Origin of the sequence: Acinetobacter proteolyticus (genome assembly GCF_000367945.1) — a bacterium.
In the GTDB taxonomy this organism is placed as follows: domain Bacteria; phylum Pseudomonadota; class Gammaproteobacteria; order Pseudomonadales; family Moraxellaceae; genus Acinetobacter; species Acinetobacter proteolyticus.
The window spans coordinates 2,224,215-2,243,355 of the sequence record NZ_KB849179.1 but is presented as its reverse complement, the minus strand read 5'-3'; the positions used below and the strand labels follow the sequence as shown (position 1 = coordinate 2,243,355).

At 44.4% G+C, this 19,141-nt stretch carries 14 protein-coding genes; 4 read left to right on the top strand and 10 right to left on the bottom strand.

What is annotated here, in order from left to right:
* The first annotated feature begins 46 nt into the window (after window positions 1-46).
* Window positions 47-1,651 carry a GMC family oxidoreductase gene (locus F993_RS06665; RefSeq protein WP_004655506.1) on the top strand — a complete coding sequence of 535 codons (1,605 nt, stop codon included), beginning with the start codon at window positions 47-49 and terminating at the stop codon, window positions 1,649-1,651.
* Between the two features lie 39 nt (window positions 1,652-1,690).
* On the opposite strand, the gene ntrR is transcribed toward F993_RS06665, so the two are convergent.
* The 3 genes from ntrR to F993_RS06680 form a co-directional block, all read right to left on the bottom strand.
* On the bottom strand, window positions 1,691-2,446 hold the full coding sequence (gene ntrR, locus F993_RS06670) for an ADPR responsive transcriptional repressor NtrR (RefSeq protein WP_004655504.1): 756 nt from the start codon (window positions 2,444-2,446) through the stop codon (window positions 1,691-1,693).
* 197 nt (window positions 2,447-2,643) lie between these two features.
* Complete coding sequence (locus tag F993_RS06675; protein WP_004655502.1) at window positions 2,644-4,131, bottom strand: nicotinate phosphoribosyltransferase; 1,488 nt, start codon at window positions 4,129-4,131, stop codon at window positions 2,644-2,646.
* 25 nt (window positions 4,132-4,156) lie between these two features.
* Complete coding sequence (locus tag F993_RS06680; protein WP_004655499.1) at window positions 4,157-5,035, bottom strand: phosphoribosyltransferase family protein; 879 nt, start codon at window positions 5,033-5,035, stop codon at window positions 4,157-4,159.
* A gap of 354 nt (window positions 5,036-5,389) precedes the next feature.
* Between F993_RS06680 and F993_RS06685 the strand changes: the two genes are divergently transcribed.
* On the top strand, window positions 5,390-6,565 hold the full coding sequence (locus tag F993_RS06685) for a zinc-binding dehydrogenase (protein WP_004655497.1): 1,176 nt from the start codon (window positions 5,390-5,392) through the stop codon (window positions 6,563-6,565).
* Between the two features lie 71 nt (window positions 6,566-6,636).
* Here F993_RS06685 and F993_RS06690 read toward each other — a convergent pair whose 3' ends face one another.
* From F993_RS06690 to betI, 4 genes are all read right to left on the bottom strand, one after another.
* Window positions 6,637-7,419 (bottom strand): TorF family putative porin, encoded by a 783-nt coding sequence (locus F993_RS06690; protein ID WP_004655495.1) that lies wholly within the window; start codon window positions 7,417-7,419, stop codon window positions 6,637-6,639.
* Window positions 7,420-7,485: 66 nt separating this feature from the next.
* Window positions 7,486-9,180 carry a choline dehydrogenase gene (gene betA, locus F993_RS06695; protein WP_004655494.1) on the bottom strand — a complete coding sequence of 565 codons (1,695 nt, stop codon included), beginning with the start codon at window positions 9,178-9,180 and terminating at the stop codon, window positions 7,486-7,488.
* A 90-nt stretch (window positions 9,181-9,270) separates the two neighbouring features.
* A complete protein-coding gene (gene betB / locus F993_RS06700) occupies window positions 9,271-10,743 on the bottom strand; it encodes a betaine-aldehyde dehydrogenase (protein ID WP_004655492.1) in 1,473 nt (490 codons plus the stop codon).
* On the bottom strand, window positions 10,736-11,362 hold the full coding sequence (betI, locus tag F993_RS06705) for a transcriptional regulator BetI (RefSeq protein WP_004655490.1): 627 nt from the start codon (window positions 11,360-11,362) through the stop codon (window positions 10,736-10,738). The genes betB and betI overlap by 8 nt, the downstream gene beginning before the upstream one ends.
* Window positions 11,363-11,627: 265 nt before the next feature.
* Here betI and F993_RS06710 point away from each other — a divergent pair, with 265 nt between their 5' ends.
* Together F993_RS06710 and F993_RS06715 are read left to right on the top strand one after the other, a co-directional pair.
* Entirely contained in the window at window positions 11,628-13,238 is a 1,611-nt protein-coding gene (locus F993_RS06710) for a BCCT family transporter (protein ID WP_004655486.1), read from the top strand.
* Window positions 13,239-13,355: 117 nt separating this feature from the next.
* Window positions 13,356-15,416 (top strand): choline transporter, encoded by a 2,061-nt coding sequence (locus tag F993_RS06715; RefSeq protein ID WP_004655484.1) that lies wholly within the window; start codon window positions 13,356-13,358, stop codon window positions 15,414-15,416.
* Window positions 15,417-15,468: 52 nt separating this feature from the next.
* On the opposite strand, the gene F993_RS06720 is transcribed toward F993_RS06715, so the two are convergent.
* The 3 genes from F993_RS06720 to mqo form a co-directional block, all read right to left on the bottom strand.
* A complete protein-coding gene (locus F993_RS06720) occupies window positions 15,469-15,924 on the bottom strand; it encodes a hypothetical protein (RefSeq protein ID WP_004655483.1) in 456 nt (151 codons plus the stop codon).
* A 37-nt stretch (window positions 15,925-15,961) separates the two neighbouring features.
* A complete protein-coding gene (locus tag F993_RS06725; RefSeq protein WP_004655482.1) occupies window positions 15,962-17,203 on the bottom strand; it encodes an MFS transporter in 1,242 nt (413 codons plus the stop codon).
* Window positions 17,204-17,282: 79 nt separating this feature from the next.
* Window positions 17,283-18,923: a malate dehydrogenase (quinone) gene (gene mqo / locus F993_RS06730; RefSeq protein WP_004655481.1), complete on the bottom strand. Its 1,641-nt coding sequence runs from the start codon at window positions 18,921-18,923 to the stop codon at window positions 17,283-17,285.
* Between the last annotated feature and the right edge of the window lie 218 nt (window positions 18,924-19,141).

Below are 19,141 nucleotides of genomic sequence, written 5' to 3'. Positions count from 1 at the left end.
CGGCATAATGCGTCCACTTTTTAAAAAGAAAAAACAGAGTATAGCGATGACAGAAACAGCTTTTGATTTTGTAATTATAGGTGGTGGTTCAGCAGGTTCGGTACTGGCTGGACGATTAACAGAGAACCCGAATATTTCGGTATGTTTATTAGAAGCGGGTGGGGAGGGTAATAGTTGGCTTGTGAATACACCTGCCGCCGCTGTCATCAGTATTCCCACTAAAATTAATAACTGGGCTTTTGAAACTATTCCACAAAAAGGCTTGAATGGTCGTCGAGGTTATCAACCGCGTGGCAAATGTTTGGGTGGAAGTTCTGCGGTCAATGCCATGGTGTATATTCGTGGGCATCGCAGTGACTATGATCACTGGGCCGCATTAGGTAATATGGGCTGGTCGTATGAAGATGTACTGCCTTATTTCAAAAAATCAGAGCATAACGAACGTATTCATAATGAATATCATGGTCAGCATGGTCCCTTAAACGTTAGTGAGTTATATTCAGATAACCCTTATCAGAAAACTTTCATCGAGGCGGCAAAACAGGTCGGTTATCCACTGAATGATGATTTCAATGGTGCTGAACAAGAAGGTTTAGGTGTTTATCAAGTTACCCAGAAAAAAGGTGAGCGCTGGAGTGCTGCACGTGGTTATTTGTTTCCTTATATTGGAAAACGACCCAATCTGCATGTGATCACCCAAGCCAAAGTTTCACGCATTGTGATTGAAAATGGCCGTTCAGTAGGTGTTGAGTATAAGCATAAAGGTCAGAGCACAGTCGTTAAAGCCAAGAAGGAAGTGTTGCTATCTGCGGGAGCTTTCCAGTCACCGCATATCTTGATGCTTTCTGGTATTGGTCCACGTCAGGAACTGGAAAAGCACGGCATTCCAGTGCTTAAAGAGCTTGCGGGAGTGGGTGAAAACTTACATGACCACCCAGATTTTATCTTTGCCTATAAAACTAAACTGATGGATGGCACTTTTGGGGTTTCAATGGGGGGCAGCCTGGATCTGTTTAAACAGATTGGTCTGTACCGTAAAGAGCGTCGTGGTCTGCTCACGACGAACTATGCCGAGTGTGGTGGTTTCTTAAAGAGCCGTCCTGAATTGGATAAACCAAATTTGCAATTACACTTTGTGATCGCCGTGGTAGATAACCATGCACGTACCATGCATATGGGACACGGGATTTCATGTCACGTCTGTTTGTTGAATCCACGTGCACGTGGTTCAGTCAAACTCAGTGGTAAAAATGTGGATGATCCATTGCTGATCGACTTTAAATTCCTTGAGGATGAGCAAGATCTTCAGGATATGGTTGATGGTTATAAAGTCACGCAAAAGTTGATGCAGGCACCTGCTTTACAAGACAAAATCAAAGAAGATATGTTCACAGCGAGTGTAAAAACCGATGACGAAATCCGTGAAGTTTTACGGCAACGTGTCGATACGGTGTATCACCCAGTCGGCAGTTGTAAAATGGGTGTGGATGAGATGGCCGTGGTCGATCCTGAGCTGAAAGTGTATGGTGTTGAAGGTTTGCGCGTGGTTGATGCCTCAATTATGCCAACTGTGGTCAATGGTAATACCAATGCACCGACCATTATGATTGCTGAAAAAGCGGTGGACTTAATTCGTCAAACGTGGAAGTAAACTGAAACGATCAGTAATTGGAGCTAAGCTAGCAATGTCTTAGCTCTTTTCATTTTCAGCGTTGTTGCGTGGCGTTTCCAGCATACGTGGAAAGGTGAAGTTATAATTTTCCAGTGCATAGCGAAACAATTGAGCAGGGCGCTTGCCAACAATTTTTTGCTGCCCTGTTTCTTCAACGGCACCTGCTTCCTGCATACGCCGTCTAAATGATTTTTTTTCTAATGTATGACCTAAAATAATTTCATAAATGGTTTGTAATTCGGTCAGGGTAAAAAACTCAGGCATGAGACTGGCGGGTAGAGCGGTGTAACGGGTTTTATTGCCAAGGCGATCATAAGCGAGTTGGAGTAGCTGTTGATGATCAAAGGCTAAATCCAGCTGTAATGCCTGATCGATTGGAAGCCATTGACTATGCTCGGTGGTGTGACTTGCTTGAATTTCAAATTTGTCAAAATCAATCAGGGCAAAATATAAAGCGGTAATCGACCAGCCGCGTGGATCACGATGTTGATTGCCAATGGTTTCGACTTGTTCTAGGTAAGGGGAATGAATCCCTGTTTTTTCAAGCAGTTTACGGTGCGCCGTTGCCATTAAATCTGGATCGGTTTTTAAATTGACAAAGCCACCCGGTAGCGCCCATTTGCCTTTTTCGGGAAAGTTGGAGCGTTGAATCATTAAGACTTGTAATTGACCTTTTGCCACAGAAAAAATTGCCATATCGACTGTAAACAGAGGCGTGTCATAGTCTGTTTTTTGATAGTGGGCAAGGTATTCCTGTTCGGAAGTATAGGTCATTTGGCGTTGTCTCATGGATGAGTGAATCAAGTATAAAGGTTTTTTATAGATTTGAATGAGCTGATGGTACATCCTGAGCGAAGTTCGAAGTAACACTTTGAACTTCGTGCAAGACAGTTAAAGAGGCAGCATCCATGCCGTCTATCAATGTAGCGTAGATGAATTTCAAATTTGAAATGAGTGATCTTGATATCGCTTTAGACCAATCTCTCCCGAATTTGATCAAGTGAGCATTCTCTTAGCAATTGACCATTTTCAAATACCGTTTGCAGTGCGCCCATCTTCTCCTGCTCAAAGCTTTGTTGATCAAATAACTCAAAACCATTCTCAGTCTGTTCAACCCGTAATAGACCTTTGGCTGATTTTTTTACACCTGAATCTGTTACAGGGTCTTTAAACAGTTCACGACCGACGCCATTGACCTGCCCCCAAGTGGCTTTTACAGCAAAACCAAAGCTATCGCGAGTCAAATAGTTATAGGTATAGCTGCCAATTCCAAAAACCAGATTATTGGAAGCAAAGCCTTTGGCTTCCAAACCTTTTAAGATATTTTGGGCACGTTCTAGGGTAATCGAGTCACCATAGATTAAGCCAACCCGCTCATTCAGTACTTTATAGCCTTGCGCTGTTTCGGTACCGCCAAAAATTTCCCATAAACATTGCACCGCACCTTTATAAGCGGGACTATCTCGCTCTGCATCAGGATCGCCACAGATAATTTTCACGGGATCACCTGAGTCGGGGCGAAACACCACTTTGGCGAGTCCGAGAGCATTTGGTTGGCGTTTTAAAATTTCTGCTTTTAGTTCCACACTAAACTCGGTAATCACACGCCAGAAATCCCAAGTATCTGAAACGATACTGACCACACCAGCAGGATAGAGTTCACAGATCAAACGTCTAAAGGTCTCGATTTCACTTTCTTCACTGCCCATACACATCACACTGTGTTCTGTGGCTGGTACTGAAACGCCCACGACACCAGTTGCATTGTAATATTCTTCTGCATAATCAATGGAAGCAACTGAATCGGTACCGATAAAACTGGTTAAGTGACCCACACCTGATTGGGCTGCATCATAGATCCCACTCATCCCGCGGCTACTAAAATCATGGCTTTGAACCGCAACAAAATCTAAAGGCGCACCTGTTTTTTCTGCATATTGAGTTAACAAGCGTTTGTATTCATAGGCAATGCTGGCGGTGGTACAGCTTTTCCATAGCTCGGCACTGAGCACAGTTTCAATATAGTTGGTTAACCAAAAGAAATTCGGATCAGTATTGATAATGGTCAATACAGGCACTTTGATATTGACTCGGCTACCTTCTGGCAAGGCTTTAATTTTTAATGGTAAATAGCCGAGGTCGTGCAAGGCTTCGATGTGCTCGACCGGCACCGCACCTTCACCTAAAGCGTTGTCCATACGGCGTTTATAGGCTGCCACCACTTTGGCTTTAGCTTGATTGAAGAAGCCCTCATTCCAAGTTTCAATCAGAAAATGTTTAATAAAGCCTTGCAGACCAAAGAACACAATCTTGTCATCAAAGTCAGGCAGCATTTTGGCTAAACGTGATGAACGCGGGGTAAAGTTGGCATAGACGTATTCAGTTCCCACTGGATACTGACGACGGTGATCTGCTTTATAGAAATCAATTGCATTGAGTGGGTTAATTTTAATACTCATTTTTATCGGCCTCTTGCTTTAAATCTTAATTTTGAAAATTGATGATGTTGAGTTTGCTTGCTTCTGCTTGTGGCAGGCTATTGCTGGTAAAGACCTGATCGACCAAGCCATCAAATACCGAGAGACCTTTGCTAAAAATGCCATGCGTGACATACAAAATAATGTTTTGGCAGTTTAGGCTGCGTAATTGTTTGGCAATCCCAATAAAGGTGGCACCACCATCGCAAATATCATCGGTAATCACGGCTGTTTTTCCTGTCAAATCAGAGCTATCCACCGCCGTTGTGCTAATTTTTCCAGTGCTTGGATCGCGTTTCTTTTCACAGTGAATCACTTCAATGGCCTGTTGGCGTTGCGGATTAATACCGTTTGCAATCGCTTGGGTGCGTTGTGTTGCACCTGCATCAGGGCAGATCAATACCGTATTGTCGGCGCTTAAAATCTGCATCAATGCAGGGCTTTGCTGGATAATCTCAATCGGTTCGATATTGATCACCGTTTGGAAGCTGGTATTTTTGCGTAACAACTCAAGGGTCACTGGGCTATGACAATCCCACACCACAATTTTCTGACGCTGTCCTGCAAATTTTTCACTATTGCTATTCAATAACTTGGTCATTAAATCCAGTGAGAAGGCCTGACCTTGTGCACAGATACGGTCTTGACGTGCATAGGGAAAATAAGGGATTTCTACGGAAAGGTGAGTGCCTTGTTCAAGTAACACATTTTCCAGTAATAGATAATCCATCACATCTGCGCTGTTCTGTAGAGAGGCTTTGATCTGAGTGTCAGCTGTTAATTGGTTTAATAACTCAGGTTGTAGTTGAATATGACGTTCACCACCTGAAAACTGCAAAAACTCGATGGGAACATTCGCTTGAGCTGTCATAAGTTGAATCGCCATTTTTAACTTCTCTTTTATAGTGGCTTAAAGCCAGTAAATATATATTGGCATAAGGACACTATTAAATGCAAGGTTTATATTTGATCGTTTTAATAAAAATAGGGAAGTTATTTAGAAAAATAGATACATCTATTTGAAGTTAAAAGAGAATATTTTTTAAACTTTTTTTAATCATTGGGACCATTCTCAAATGGATCAGCTGCTGACTTTATTGCTGCGATATATTGATGTTTAGGTCATAGTTTTTGACAATTATCCTTGTCAGGATTGAGTCATGTATTGTTTGCTTGGTGCAGCAACGGATCGACGTGCTGAAGGTGAACAATGGGAATAAAACAAAAAGGAAAGCATTCGATGAAATCTCTGATTTGCCATAACGCTGAATTAAAACTGGAAGACAGCCTTCAATTGGTTCCTGCAAAGGGGCAAGTCTTACTTGAAGTGGTACGTTGCGGTATCTGTGGTTCTGATTTGCACATGCAACATCACTGCGATCACATGCATGATTTGGCAGCGCGAGTCGGCTTTAATGGGGTAGCAAAGTCCTCGGATAAACTGGTGTTTGGTCATGAGTTCTGTGGCAAAGTCTTGGACTACGGCCCAAAAACACGGCGTAAATTGAAAGCCGATACTTTGGTTTGTGCCATGCCCTTGTTAAATGTCGATCCGCAAGGTTATATGCCGACCGGACTGTCACCGAGTGCTTCAGGTGGTTATGCAGAACAGGTCTTGGTGCAATCCAGTCTGATGTTTGAAGTGCCGAATGGTCTAGATGCAGACAGTGCCGCACTGACTGAGCCGATGGCGGTTGCCTTACATGCGGTGCGTCGTAGTCGAATCAAAAAAAATGAGCCGGCAATTGTGATTGGCTGTGGTCCCGTTGGTTTGGGTGTGATTATTATGCTCAAGGCAGCAGGCGTCAAAACCGTGGTTGCCAGTGACTTCTCACCGAACCGTCGTCGCTTAGCCGAGCAGTGTGGCGCAGATATCTTGATTGATCCTAAACAGCAATCGCCATTTAGCAGTTGGAAAGAGCTTGGCTTATTAGGTAATGTCTCTGAAGCGATTAATATGGGGATGGGGATTTTTGACAAGGTTCAGACTTACTCATTACCTTGGGTGAATGCCATGCGTGTCGGGGATAAACTTGGGTTATTGCCAAAACGTCCGGTGATTTTTGAGTGCGTGGGTGTGGCTGGGATTATGCAGCAGATCTTGGAAGGTGCACCGCTGTTCTCACGTATTGTCGGAGTGGGGGTCTGTATGCAAAGCGACAAGATTGAACCTGCCTTGGCGATTAATAAGGAATTGGAAATCCAGTATGTATTGGGTTATACACCGCTTGAGTTCCGTGACACGCTACATATGATTGCAGAAGGCAAAGTGGATTGTTCGCCATTGATTACAGGTGTTGTCGGTTTGGAAGGGGTGAGTAATGCCTTTGAGGCGTTGCGTGATCCAGAGCAACATGCCAAGATTCTGATTGATCCAAAACGTGCAGGTTCAACGATTGAACTGATCAAGCCTTAATATCCAAGATCCTAAAAAGCCGCTTTCAATCAAGCGGCTTTTTTATGTCAGATGATGCCATCTGGCTTGGGTTAGAAACTTTTAGTCAATGACAGGGTCACAGTTGAATCAATCGGATTGGAGACTTTGGCGTTGGGATTGCCATTGCTGTATTGCTGATAAAAACCGTCTTTATCCCATGCTTTGCTATAGGTCAAGCTGCTGGAAAGATTGTAGGGTAGTTCTTTGTTGACGGCAAAACTGGCATCTTGAAAGCTGGCTGCAGAAAAGTTTTTAATGCGTTGATTACCATAATGCGCATCGACCGACCAACCTTGCGTAATCGGTTGGTGCCAATTAACATCCAAATACCCCGAACCACGTGAATGCTTATTGTTACCGACGCCTAAGGTATCCGAATTATTGCCGAAATAATCTTGGGTATAGGTAATCGCATATTTAACGCTAAGCGGCCCATAGCTAATCTCAGGGATAATTTCCCCATAATCAAAACGGGTATTGCCGGTATCCGCAGTGGTTTTTGCCCCTGGATAATAGTAATAGGCAACTTTGGTGCCGACAGTTAAATCGCCAAAACTGCGGCTATAGCCGGTATACACATCCCATTCGACCGAGGCATCCCGAATAAAATGATCACTCACCGTGGATGCCCAAGTCCCTGCATAAAAACCACTGGCATGGTTGTAATCCAGTCCACCTTGTAAGGCTGGTTTGCCCCAAGTTTGTTGAAAACCGCGAGAAACGTATTGGCTAGCCGCAGTGATATTGGCAGAGTAGGGTGAGGTGGTTTCAGTGGCGTGGGTGCTTTGAAAATAAAAAGCTAAAGGTGCAATTAAAAATAAGGTTTTTTTCATCATTTCTCCCTGAATGAAGTGAAACCCGAAGTCAAGCTTCGGGTATCCCCTAAAGGAATTTCTTGCTTATTGTATTGGACGTAATGGCGCTTGACGTACAGGTGCTGTACCCGCTTTGTAATAAGCCGCTTCAGAACGAGAGAGTTTTTGACCACGGATTTTGTCGGCAATTTTTTCTGCGATCATAATCGTGGTGGCATTCAAGTTACCTGTAATGATCAATGGCATGATGGACGCATCGACCACACGCAAGCCTTGTACGCCGTGAACGCGACCTTGACCATCGACTACAGCCATCTCATCTTCGCCCATCTTACAACTGCATGATGGGTGAAATGCTGTTTCGGCATGGCTGCGGACGAATTCATCCAGTTCTGCATCGGTCTGGATATGTTTACCCGGACTGATTTCTTCACCACGATACGGATCAAGTGCAGGTTGCGCCATGATTTCACGGGTGATACGAATCGCATCACGGAATTCACGCCAGTCTTGTTCTGTTGACATGTAGTTGAACAGAATACTTGGATGCTCAAACGGATCTTTTGATTTCAGCTTAATGCGACCACGTGACGGTGAGCGCATTGAACCGACATGCGCTTGGAAGCCATGCTCTTTTACTGCATTACTACCGTTGTAGTTAATCGCAACAGGCAAGAAGTGATATTGGATATTCGGCCAGTCAAACTCTTCCGAGCTACGAATAAAACCACCCGCTTCGAACTGGTTGCTTGCACCCACACCTGTGCCATTGAATAACCATTCAGCACCGATTGCAGGCTGGTTATACCATTGCAGTGCAGGGTAGAGTGATACAGGCTGTTTACATTGGTATTGTAAATACATTTCCAGATGGTCTTGCAGGTTCTCACCCACACCCGGTAAGTCATGTACAACATCAATATCCATCGATTTCAGGAAGTTGCTTTCACCCACACCTGAGCGTTGCAGGATTTGTGGCGATGCAATTGCACCTGCACAGAGCAAGACTTCACGTTTCGCTTGTGCCTGTTTCATATTGGCTTTGTCTGCGCCAATAATATATTCCACACCCACCGCCTGTTTTTGATTAAACAAGATTTTATTGGTGGTGGCATGGGTGATGATGGTTAAATTCGGACGACCTTTGGCTAGATCCAGATAACCACGGGCAGTACTTGAGCGACGACCTTTTGGGGTCACAGTACGGTCCATTGGACCAAAGCCTTCTTGTTGATAACCATTTAAGTCATCGGTACGTGGATAACCTGCCTGTACGCCTGCTTCAACCATGGCATGGAACAAGACATTGTTGCCATTTTTAGGGGTTGCGACGGATACAGGACCTTGGTCACCGTGGTAGTCATTACCACCGATATCACGGGTTTCGGCTTTTTTGTAATACGGCAAGCAATCTGCATAGGTCCAGTCTTCCAGACCTTTCATGGTTGCCCACTGATCCAGATCCATGGCATTACCACGGATATAACACATGCCATTAATCAATGAAGAACCACCTAAGCCCTTACCACGACCACATTCCATACGGCGATTGTTCATGTGGGGTTCAGGATCGGTTTCATAGGCCCAGTTATAGCGACGACCTTGTAAAGGAAAGGCCAAAGCGGCTGGCATTTGAGTACGGAAATCTAAACGGTAGTCTGGGCCACCGGCTTCCAATAATAAAACAGTCACGTCTTTGTCTTCAGTCAGACGTGTTGCGAGTACATTTCCGGCAGATCCTGCGCCAATGATAATGTAGTCATATGCTTGAGTATTCATCGTTATCCCTTTTCTATTCTTGAGGATGCCGATGCAATCATGGGATTGCTCGGCATTGAGGATTAATTTTGAGGGTGAAAGCTGAGGGCATTAGAAAATGCTGTGATACTCACCTAACTCAACTTGAACGGATTTGATACGGGTGTAATGACCCAAAGTGGTTAAGCCATTTTCACGGCCAACACCAGATTGCTTGTAGCCACCCACTGGCATTTCCGCAGGCGATTCGCCCCAGGTATTGATCCAGCAGATACCTGCTTCAAGTTGATGAATCATGCGATGCGCTTTGCTGATGTCTTGGGTCACCACACCTGCGGCTAAGCCAAAGGTGGTGTCATTGGCACGACGGATCACTTCTTCCTCAGTTTCATAGCTGAGAATACTCATCACTGGGCCAAAGATTTCTTCTTGCACAATCGCCATATCATCTTGGCAGTGGCTGAATACCGTCGGGAGAACATAAGCTCCTTTGGCTAAGTCACCTTCTGTGGCACGACCACCACCAATCAATAGTTTTGCACCTTGCTGTTTGCCTGACTCAATGAAAGACAATACTTTTTCCATATGTGGGAAACTGGTGAGAGGACCGAAATTGGTTTGCTCAGCCATCGGATCACCGATACGAATCCGTTTGACCCGTTCTACAACCGCTGCTTCAAAATCAGCCAGCATGGCTTTTGGTACAAATACGCGGGTACCGTTGGTACACACTTGACCAGAACTAAAGAAGTTGGCCATCACTGCGATATCCGCAGCACGGTCAAGGTTGGCATCATCACAAATAATCAGCGGTGATTTACCACCCAGCTCCATGGTGACTTCTTTCAAGGTTGAACCCGCAGCACTGGCCATCACTTTTTTGCCAGTTTCGACACCACCGGTGAACGAGATTTTTTCAATCACAGGATGTTCGGTTAACCATTGACCGATGTCACGACCCGCACCTTGCACCACGTTAAACACGCCGTCTGGTACGCCCGCCTCAGTATAGATTTCAGCCAGTTTAAATGCAGTCAGTGGGGTAGTTTCGCTTGGTTTGAAAATCATGGCATTACCTGCTGCTAGGGCAGGCGCAGATTTCCACATTGCGATTTGGATTGGATAGTTCCAGGCACCGATACCAGCCACCACACCAAGTGGTTCACGACGGGTATAGAAGAAGCTGGATTCACGCAGTGGCACTTGCTCGCCTTGAATCGCGGTTGCAAGACCTGCATAGTATTCAAGTACATCGGCACCGGTCACGATATCGACGGTTGAGGTTTCGCTGTAGGCCTTACCGGTATCGAGAGTTTCGAGTTGGGCAAGTTCATCATTACGTTCACGTAGGATATCAACCGCACGGCGCAGGATGCGTGAACGCTCCATCGCGGTCATGGCAGCCCAGACTTTCTGGCCTTGTTGTGCGCTTTGAACAGCCGCTTCAATGTCTTGTTGTGAGGCTTGTTGAAGTGTTGCGATCACTTCACCATTGGCAGGGTTAATGCTGTTAAATGTTTGACCACTGGTTGCTGCGACATAACGTCCGTGGATATATAACTGGTGAACTTGTGCATCACTCATTCTGTTTCTCCTGCAAAGGTTTGTTCGCAAATTGCAATTGCGTTTTTACATAATCGTAAGCAATGGAACGTGCCAACTGGCTGTCAAACTCATCATGACTGCTTAAACTGCCACGTAACCATAATCCGTCAATCAAAGCCGCCAATCCGCGAGCGGCAATGCTGGCCTGTTGTTTATCATCCACCAACATGAGGAAATAATGTTTCAGGTTGGAGTACAGGCGTTGATCATTAATTCGTTGTAAACGTCCAAGTTCGGGAAGGTGCATACTTGCCGACCAGAAGTCTAACCAGACTCGCATGGCTTGTTTGTTGACCTGACTGATATCGAAGTTGGAATCAATAATGGCTTTGATCTGGCTTTCTGGATGCGCATCTGCTTCGGTTTTGTATTGGTCAGTTTTTTGACGCAAAACGTTGAGCATTTCTTGCATACAGGTATTGATTAAGCCCTGTTTGTCACCAAAATAGTGACTCACGATACCGGTCGATAGTTCGGCCTTTTTTGCAATCTGTGCAATGGTGGTATTGGATAACCCCACTTCAGAAATTACATAAAATGCGGCGTTAATAATCTCTTCACGTCGCACATGCTCTGGTTTTACTCTACGCTTTGTCATGCTTATCCATTTAAAGCCCTGCCAAGGTGCTTTTTATTCAACATTTCTCGATGTAGAGCATCATAACATTTTTTTATCATACTTTTTATTGATTGAACGTTCAATCAATAAAAAGTATAATCTGTAAAAATCAATGAATTTTTGATTGAAAAGATCAGCGTTAAAGTAATAAATCAAAGATTCTTATGGATAAGAAGCTAAGTGTTAAATCGCACTTATCACATTATTTTTTAAGAAAAAAGCACCAATTGCAAGGAGCAAGAACATGGTGTCAAACAGTCATGAAGGGTCCCCATCTGAACCTATACGTTTAAATTTGTTTGTTTTTTGGAGCTCCGCAGTCAGTATCGGCATTTTTGGCCTATTGTTTGTGTTGTTTCCACAGCGCAGCCAGTTCTGGTTAACCTATATACAAGGGCAGGCCAATCAATTGTTTGGTTGGTACTACATGCTGGTGATTGTGGTTTGTTTAGGTTTTGTTGCTTGGCTGGCTTTTTCACGGGTTGGGCAGATTCCTTTAGGCAAAGATGACGATAAACCTGAGTTTGGCTATCTGGCTTGGGTCTCGATGCTGTTTTCAGCAGGGATCGGGATTGCACTGTTGTATTACGGTGTAGCTGAACCCGTTGACCATTTTATTCGACCACCAGAAGGTCAGGGCGGCACCATACAAGCTGCACGTGATGCCATGATGTATAGCTTTTTACATTGGGGCATTCATGGTTGGGTGTTGTATGCCTTGTTGGGTGTGACACTCGGTTATTTTGCCTTCCGTCGAGATTTACCGTTGGCCTTGCGTTCTGCACTGTATCCGATCTTTGGCGAACGGATTCATGGCTTGATCGGTGACTTTGTCGATGGTTTCGGGATTTTAGCCACAGTCATTTCTCTGGTCACTAATTTGGGCATTGGAGCCTTGGTACTGGTCTCAGGTTTGCATTATCTTCTTCCAGAAATTCCAAACAATCAAACCACGCTGATTACGGTGGTATTGCTGATGATGTCAGTGGCGACCATCACCACTGTGGTCGGGATTGAAAAAGGTCTGGCGTGGTTGTCGCGTATTAATCTACGTTTACTCTATGCTTTATTGCTATTCGTGTTCCTGACAGGTCCAACCAATCATTTGCTCAATGGATTAGTACAGAACGTGGGCGATTATCTGGATCATTTTCTGGCAAAAAGCTTTGATATGTACCTCTACAATGCCAAAGCAGGTGAGTGGTTAGGTTCATGGACAGTGTTCTATTGGGCATGGTGGATTGCATGGGCGCCATTCGTGGGTATGTTCATTGCGCGTATTTCTAAAGGCCGTACCATTCGCGAAGTGGTGTTGGGTGTCTGCCTGATTCCACTTGGTTTTACGCTGGCTTGGATCTCGATTTTTGGCAACACCGCAATCTATTTTATTCTGGAACAGAAGCAAAAAATCCTCGGTGACTTGGTGCTGACTGACCCTGCTTTGTCCTTATTTAAGCTTCTCGAATTTTTACCGTTCAATCCCTATATTGCTGGGATTGTTGTTGTGATTTGTTTCGTATTGTTTTTGACCCCTGTGGGTTCTGGTACACTCATGATCGCAAATCTGTCCTCGAAAGGGGGTAGCAATGAAAGTGATTCGCCGATTTGGTTAAGAATTTTCTGGTCTGTGGTGATTACCATCGTCAGTATTGGTCTACTGTTGGCAGGGAGTTTCCACTCCATGCAAAGTGCCGTAGTGCTGTGTGGTTTACCATTCTCCGTTATTATTTTGCTGTATATGTTTGGCCTCGCCAAAGCACTAAAACAGGATCAGTTTCGTCCTACACCGCCGCAAGTGATAACGCAGGACACTCAGTCATCACAAGCTATAACTGAAAAATCAGAAACATTGTAATTCGGGTAAATGACTTTTATTTTTCATTTTTTATTCAGACATGTCTTTTCATTGAATCAAAGGTGGAAAGACGTCGATGAATATTTTCTTTTTGTTCTCTAACTCCCTGAGGATTGTATGGCAACAGATAATCCAAGAGCGGTTGATGATTCTACATTAGCGAATAAAGACCATTTAAATCGTGTGGTCTTTTATGTTTCAGCTCTACTTATTTTAACATTTGCACTGGTTACGATTTTTTTTAATGACTTTGCCAACCACTTACTCAATGTGGTGCTGGCTTGGGTCAGTGATAAATTTAGCTGGTATTACTTGCTGGCAGCAACGCTGTATTTGATCTTCGTGATCTTTATTGCCTGCTCGCGTTATGGTGATATCAAACTGGGTCCGAAGCACTCCAAACCTGAGTTTAGCCTGTTGAGTTGGTCGGCCATGCTGTTTGCAGCAGGGATCGGCACGGACTTAATGTTCTTCTCGGTGGCAGAGCCGCTGTCTCATTATATGAATCCTCCTGTGGGCGAAGGCCAGACCTATGAAGCGGCCCGTCAGGGCATGGTTTGGACCCTGTTCCACTATGGTTTAACTGGTTGGGGCATGTATGCACTGGTCGGGATGGCCTTGGGTTATTTTAGTTATCGCTATAACCTACCTCTGACCATTCGTTCTGCTTTATATCCAATCTTTGGTAATAAAATTGATGGGCCGATTGGGCATACCGTCGACACAGCCGCAGTCATTGGTACGATCTTTGGTATCGCGACCACCTGTGGTATTGCGGTGGTGCAGATCAATTATGGTTTGCATGTGCTGTTTGATGTACCTGAAAACCTATGGATTCAGATCGCACTGATTGGTCTTGCTGTGATCGTGACCATTATTTCGGTGACGGCAGGGGTCAATAAAGGCATTAAGGTTTTATCCGAAATCAATATTTATGCCGCGATTGGCTTGATGTTGTTCGTCCTGTTCCTCGGCAATACCGAATTCTTGCTCAATGCCTTGGTGCAAAACTTTGGTGACTATATCAGTCGTTTCCCGAGTTTGGCCTTGGAAAGCTTTGCCTTTGACCGACCAAAAGACTGGATGAACAGTTGGACCTTGTTCTTCTGGGCATGGTGGGTCGCATGGTCGCCCTTTGTAGGGCTATTCTTGGCACGTATTTCGCGTGGTCGTACCATTCGTGAATTTGTCTGCGGCACCTTGATCATTCCTTTATTGTTCACGATTACGTGGTTGTCTATTTTCGGAAATAGTGCTTTATATAACGTGATTTTTGAAGGCAATACGGCACTGGCACAAACCGTTCTGACTGATCCTGCACATGGTTTTTATGACTTGTTGGCGCAATATCCGGGCTTTGCCTTTATTGCAGGTATCGCCACCATTACCGGTCTATTGTTTTATGTGACGTCTGCCGATTCAGGCGCGCTGGTACTGGGTAACTTTACCACCAAGTTTTCTAATGTCGATAATGATGCACCACGTTGGCTCCGAATCTTCTGGGCAACTGCGATTGGCTTGCTTACCGTGGCGATGCTGATGGCCAATGGGATTACCGCACTGCAAAGTGCCACCGTAATCATGGGCTTGCCGTTTAGTTTTGTGATGCTGTTGGTGATGGCGGGCTTATATAAATCCTTACGCTTAGAGGACTATCGTAAAGCCAGTCGTAGCCTGAATGCTGCACCTGTGGTTGGAAACGTCGACATCTTAAACTGGAAACAGCGTCTGTCGCGTGTAATGCATCATCCAGGCAGTAGTGAAACTCAGCGCATGCTCGATAGCGTGTGTAAACCTGCAGTGCAAACCGTGGCGGATGAGTTGGTGAAGCGTGGCATGAATGTCGAAGTGACGCAGGGCGAAGTCGAAGAAAGCGAAAGCCTGTATCATCTTGATCTCACCATTTACATTGAAGAAGAACATAACTTCGTGTACCAGATCTGGCCAGTACGTTATATTGCGCCGACCTTCAGTGAGCGTGGTAAACGCGGCAAGCAGTTCTATTACCGTCTGGAAACCTTCTTGTATGAAGGCTCTCAGGACAATGACTTAGTTGGATATACCAAAGAACAGGTGATTAATGACATCTTGGATAAGTACGAACGTCATATGACTTTCTTGCATATCAATCGCATTAGTCCTGGCAACCGTCCTTTGTATCCCGATTCACAAGACTAATTGTTGCAACAAAAAAACCTCACGTCATGTGAGGTTTTTTTTATGGATTGACTTATAAAGCGCCGTGTTGCTGCCATGTTTCACCCGTTTCATAAGGGGCATAGTGGCTTTTCAGTTCGTGCAAGGATTGAGTCTGATAGATCGCAAAAATGATCATAATTAAAAACAGGCTGATCAGCTTAATGGCACGTTTATTTTTATATTCGCCTGAATAGAGATAGAAAATACAATAGAAGGCAATCATCAGATAGGTACAAAACAGCGAGTTAAACACTAGATAGACCAGCAATACGGCAGTGATGGCCAAGGCAATTCGATTTTTTAAGATATTTGGACGCAAGCTGAGTACGTTCAGGATCAATAGACCCAAAGAGGTCCAGAACAGATAGGCATGACCGCCAATCACCACAATATAGGTCGATTGCAGCCACAGCAGGACCAGCCATACAAAGACGGAAAAAATAATAAATTTAGAGAGGCCTGAAGACGTGGGCAAAGTGTGTTTCATATGATGTTGGTTTTTTAAATAGCGGTTTGTTGGGGGGTTAAAAACGAAACTTCAATAAATCTTTGGTTTTGATCTTGGTCAGTAGTACACAGAACAAAGACAGTGAACCACCAATCAACATTGCTGGCACCACGCTGAAAAAGCGTGTCATCACACTGGACTGCAATGCGCCCAGCTCATTACTAGACGTCACAAAGATGCCATTAATGGCAGCGACACGTCCAAGCATGTCTTTGGGTGGAATCAATTGCAGTATGGTTTGACGAATTATTATGTTGATGCTGTCACATGCCCCCATAATAATGAGAACTGCGATGGAAAAATAGAGGTGTCTGGTAACAGCAAATAACAAGGTACACAGACCAAAGCCAGTGACTGCAATCAGCATCATCTGCCACGGTCTGGATTTGGGTGGATAACGCACCAAGATTAGCATCATGATCAAGCCACCAAATGCAGGCGCGGCGCGTAATAGACCAAAACCATCGGCACCGACATGCAAAATATCTTGGGCAAAAATGGGCAGCAGTGCGATGATGCCACCAAAGAAAACAGAGCCGAGATCGAGAAACATGGCCCAAAAAATAATTTTGGTTTTAAAAATAAATTGCAGTGCTTGTTTTAGACTTTGAGTCACTGACTCCGTTTGGATTTGCGGGAAATCGCGTTGCTGCAAGCGCCACAATGCCATACTGCCAGCAAGAAAAAGCGCCACAATCACGGCAAAGGTAATATCCAAATTGAGATGAGCCAACAGAAAACCGCCAACTACGGGTGCAAGTATGCCGCAAGCTTGCCAGCACATACTGGTCCATGTCGCTGCATTGGTATACAGATGCTCGGGTACAACAAAAGGACGTAAGGAGTTAAAGCAGGGGCTGTAAATACCGCGAATACAGCCAAATAAAAACAGAATACTGAAGGTCGCAATCAGCAGGACATTGGCACTGAACATCTGGGTGTTATACAGATCAAAGCAGATCCATAAGCCAACCGACAGGGGAATGGCTAGGCTAAAACTGATTTGTAAAATACGCTGCCGATTAAAGCGGTCAGCAATATAACCGCCCCATAAAGACAGGGCGAGGAAAGGCAAGAAATCCATGATCCCGACCAAGCCGAGAATGAGCGGATTCTTGGTGATTTGATAGAGATGAAAGGCCACCAGTACTTCTTGAATCAGCACCGCAAAAGTCAGGCAGCATTGATTGAGGGTCAATAACTTAAAGTCACGACTGGCAAATGCAGCAAAAGCAGAATGAGGTACAGCAGAAGACATAAGGCGTAGATTTAAAACATACAAATAAAGAAAAAGGGAAGAGCTGAAACTCCTCCCTTTTTGATGTGCTTAGCGTTACTTATTGAGCAACAGCTTCAGCTTTTTCAACTTTCTTGGCAGGAACCAAGTTTGCTGGAGTCGTATAGTTCAAGCCTAAAGTTGAACTTGAGTACTGACGGATTTGATCTAACAACGCTGGATCGGTTGAAAGGTCTTTACCATAAGAACGCACGATTTCATGCAACTTGCCATTCCATTCACCTTTGGTCTGCTCAGGGAAGGCTTTTTCAAGCAAGTTGAGCATGATGTAAGGTGAAGTAGACGCACCCGGAGAAGCACCTAACAATGCCGTTACAGACTTGTCCTTAGATGCAAAGATTTCTGTACCGAATTGCAATTTTGCAGGTTTACCCGGCTCTTTTTTGATGATCTGAACGCGTTGACCACCTTGTTGTAAATGCCAGTCTTTTGGATCAGCTTCAGGGTAGTATTTTTTCAACTCATTGAAACGATCTGCATCAGACATTAACACTTGGCTGACCAGATACTGAACAAGATCAGCATTTTGTAAACCAATAGCAGCCATTGGCAACACGTTGTTTTTGTTGGTCGATGCAAGCAAATCAAGTTGTGAACCGTTTTTCAGGAACTTGTTTGAATACGTTGCGAATGGGCCAAACAACACATATTTTTTACCGTCGATATAACGGGTATCGATATGTGGCACAGACATCGGAGGCGCACCAAGATCAGCACGACCATAGACTTTCGCTGTGTGTTTTGCTGTTACTGCTGGGTTGTCCGTTACAAGGAACTCACCGCCCACAGGGAAGCCAGCATATTGTTGTGCTTCTGGTAAGCCAGTCATTTGCAATAATTTAATTGCAGCACCGCCTGCACCAATAAACACAAAACGTGTTTTGACATGATCGACTTTGCCAGATTTCAAATCTTTGAAAGCCACAGACCAGGTGTTGTCGTCATTCTTGCTGATACCCGTCACTTCAGTTGAAGTGCTGAGTTTGAAGTTTGGACTCTTTTCAAGGTTGCCAATCAACTGGGTCGTGATTGCACCGTAGTTCACGTCAGAACCAACGTCCATACGAGTTGCAGCCACTTTTTGTTGAGGGTCGCGACCGTCCATGACTAAAGGCGCCCACTTCTGAATTTCAGCAGGGTCTTCACTCAATTTCATGCCCGCGAATAACGGATTTTGAACCATGGCAGCATAACGCTTTTCCATGAAGTTCACGTTATCGCCCCACACAAATGCAATGTGCGGTACTGGATTAATGAAAGTGTTTGGTGTTTGTAATACACCTTGTTTCACTTGGTATGCCCAGAACTGCTTGGCAATTTCAAACTGGCCAGCCACGTTCACAGCTTTAGAAACGTCCATTTTACCGTCTTTTTCTTCGGTATAGTTCATTTCCATAAAGCCTGAGTGACCTGTACCCGCATTGTTAAAGCCGTTTGAACTTTCTTGTGCAACTGCATCAAGACGTTCATACATGCGGATGTTCCAGTCAGGTTGTAATTCGTTGAGGTAAGTACCCAACGTGGCACTCATGATTCCACCACCGATCAGTACGACATCGACAGTAGGTTCATTGTTGGTGGTTTTAATTGCCTTAGACGCAACTGGTCTAAAAAGAAAGGCAATTGCAATAATAATTAGTACCACGATCAGTACTAATAAATATTTCCAAAATTTTTTCATTCAATTTACCTTAAAAATTAAATGACGCTCTATATGACAAAGCATATAGAGAGAAAGAATTTAAATGATGATACAGGCGCAATAAAGGCACATCAGTATGGCAAGGGATCGCCTTCGCACTGATGATAAAGAAGTTAGTTCATGAATTTTACTTTAATTTAGACGGTATTTTGGTTGAACTAATGTTTCAAAATGTACAAATCAAGCCAACTTTGATG

Coding starts and splice junctions, on each gene's coding strand:
- F993_RS06725 (WP_004655482.1), bottom strand. CDS start 17,203: ATGTCTTCTGCTGTACCTCATTCTGCTTTTGCTGCATTTGCCAGTCGT.
- betA (WP_004655494.1), bottom strand. CDS start 9,180: ATGAATACTCAAGCATATGACTACATTATCATTGGCGCAGGATCTGCC.
- F993_RS06720 (WP_004655483.1), bottom strand. CDS start 15,924: ATGAAACACACTTTGCCCACGTCTTCAGGCCTCTCTAAATTTATTATT.
- F993_RS06665 (WP_004655506.1), top strand. CDS start 47: ATGACAGAAACAGCTTTTGATTTTGTAATTATAGGTGGTGGTTCAGCA.
- F993_RS06710 (WP_004655486.1), top strand. CDS start 11,628: ATGGTGTCAAACAGTCATGAAGGGTCCCCATCTGAACCTATACGTTTA.
- F993_RS06675 (WP_004655502.1), bottom strand. CDS start 4,131: ATGAGTATTAAAATTAACCCACTCAATGCAATTGATTTCTATAAAGCA.
- F993_RS06685 (WP_004655497.1), top strand. CDS start 5,390: ATGAAATCTCTGATTTGCCATAACGCTGAATTAAAACTGGAAGACAGC.
- betB (WP_004655492.1), bottom strand. CDS start 10,743: ATGAGTGATGCACAAGTTCACCAGTTATATATCCACGGACGTTATGTC.
- mqo (WP_004655481.1), bottom strand. CDS start 18,923: ATGAAAAAATTTTGGAAATATTTATTAGTACTGATCGTGGTACTAATT.
- F993_RS06680 (WP_004655499.1), bottom strand. CDS start 5,035: ATGGCGATTCAACTTATGACAGCTCAAGCGAATGTTCCCATCGAGTTT.
- betI (WP_004655490.1), bottom strand. CDS start 11,362: ATGACAAAGCGTAGAGTAAAACCAGAGCATGTGCGACGTGAAGAGATT.
- ntrR (WP_004655504.1), bottom strand. CDS start 2,446: ATGACCTATACTTCCGAACAGGAATACCTTGCCCACTATCAAAAAACA.
- F993_RS06690 (WP_004655495.1), bottom strand. CDS start 7,419: ATGAAAAAAACCTTATTTTTAATTGCACCTTTAGCTTTTTATTTTCAA.
- F993_RS06715 (WP_004655484.1), top strand. CDS start 13,356: ATGGCAACAGATAATCCAAGAGCGGTTGATGATTCTACATTAGCGAAT.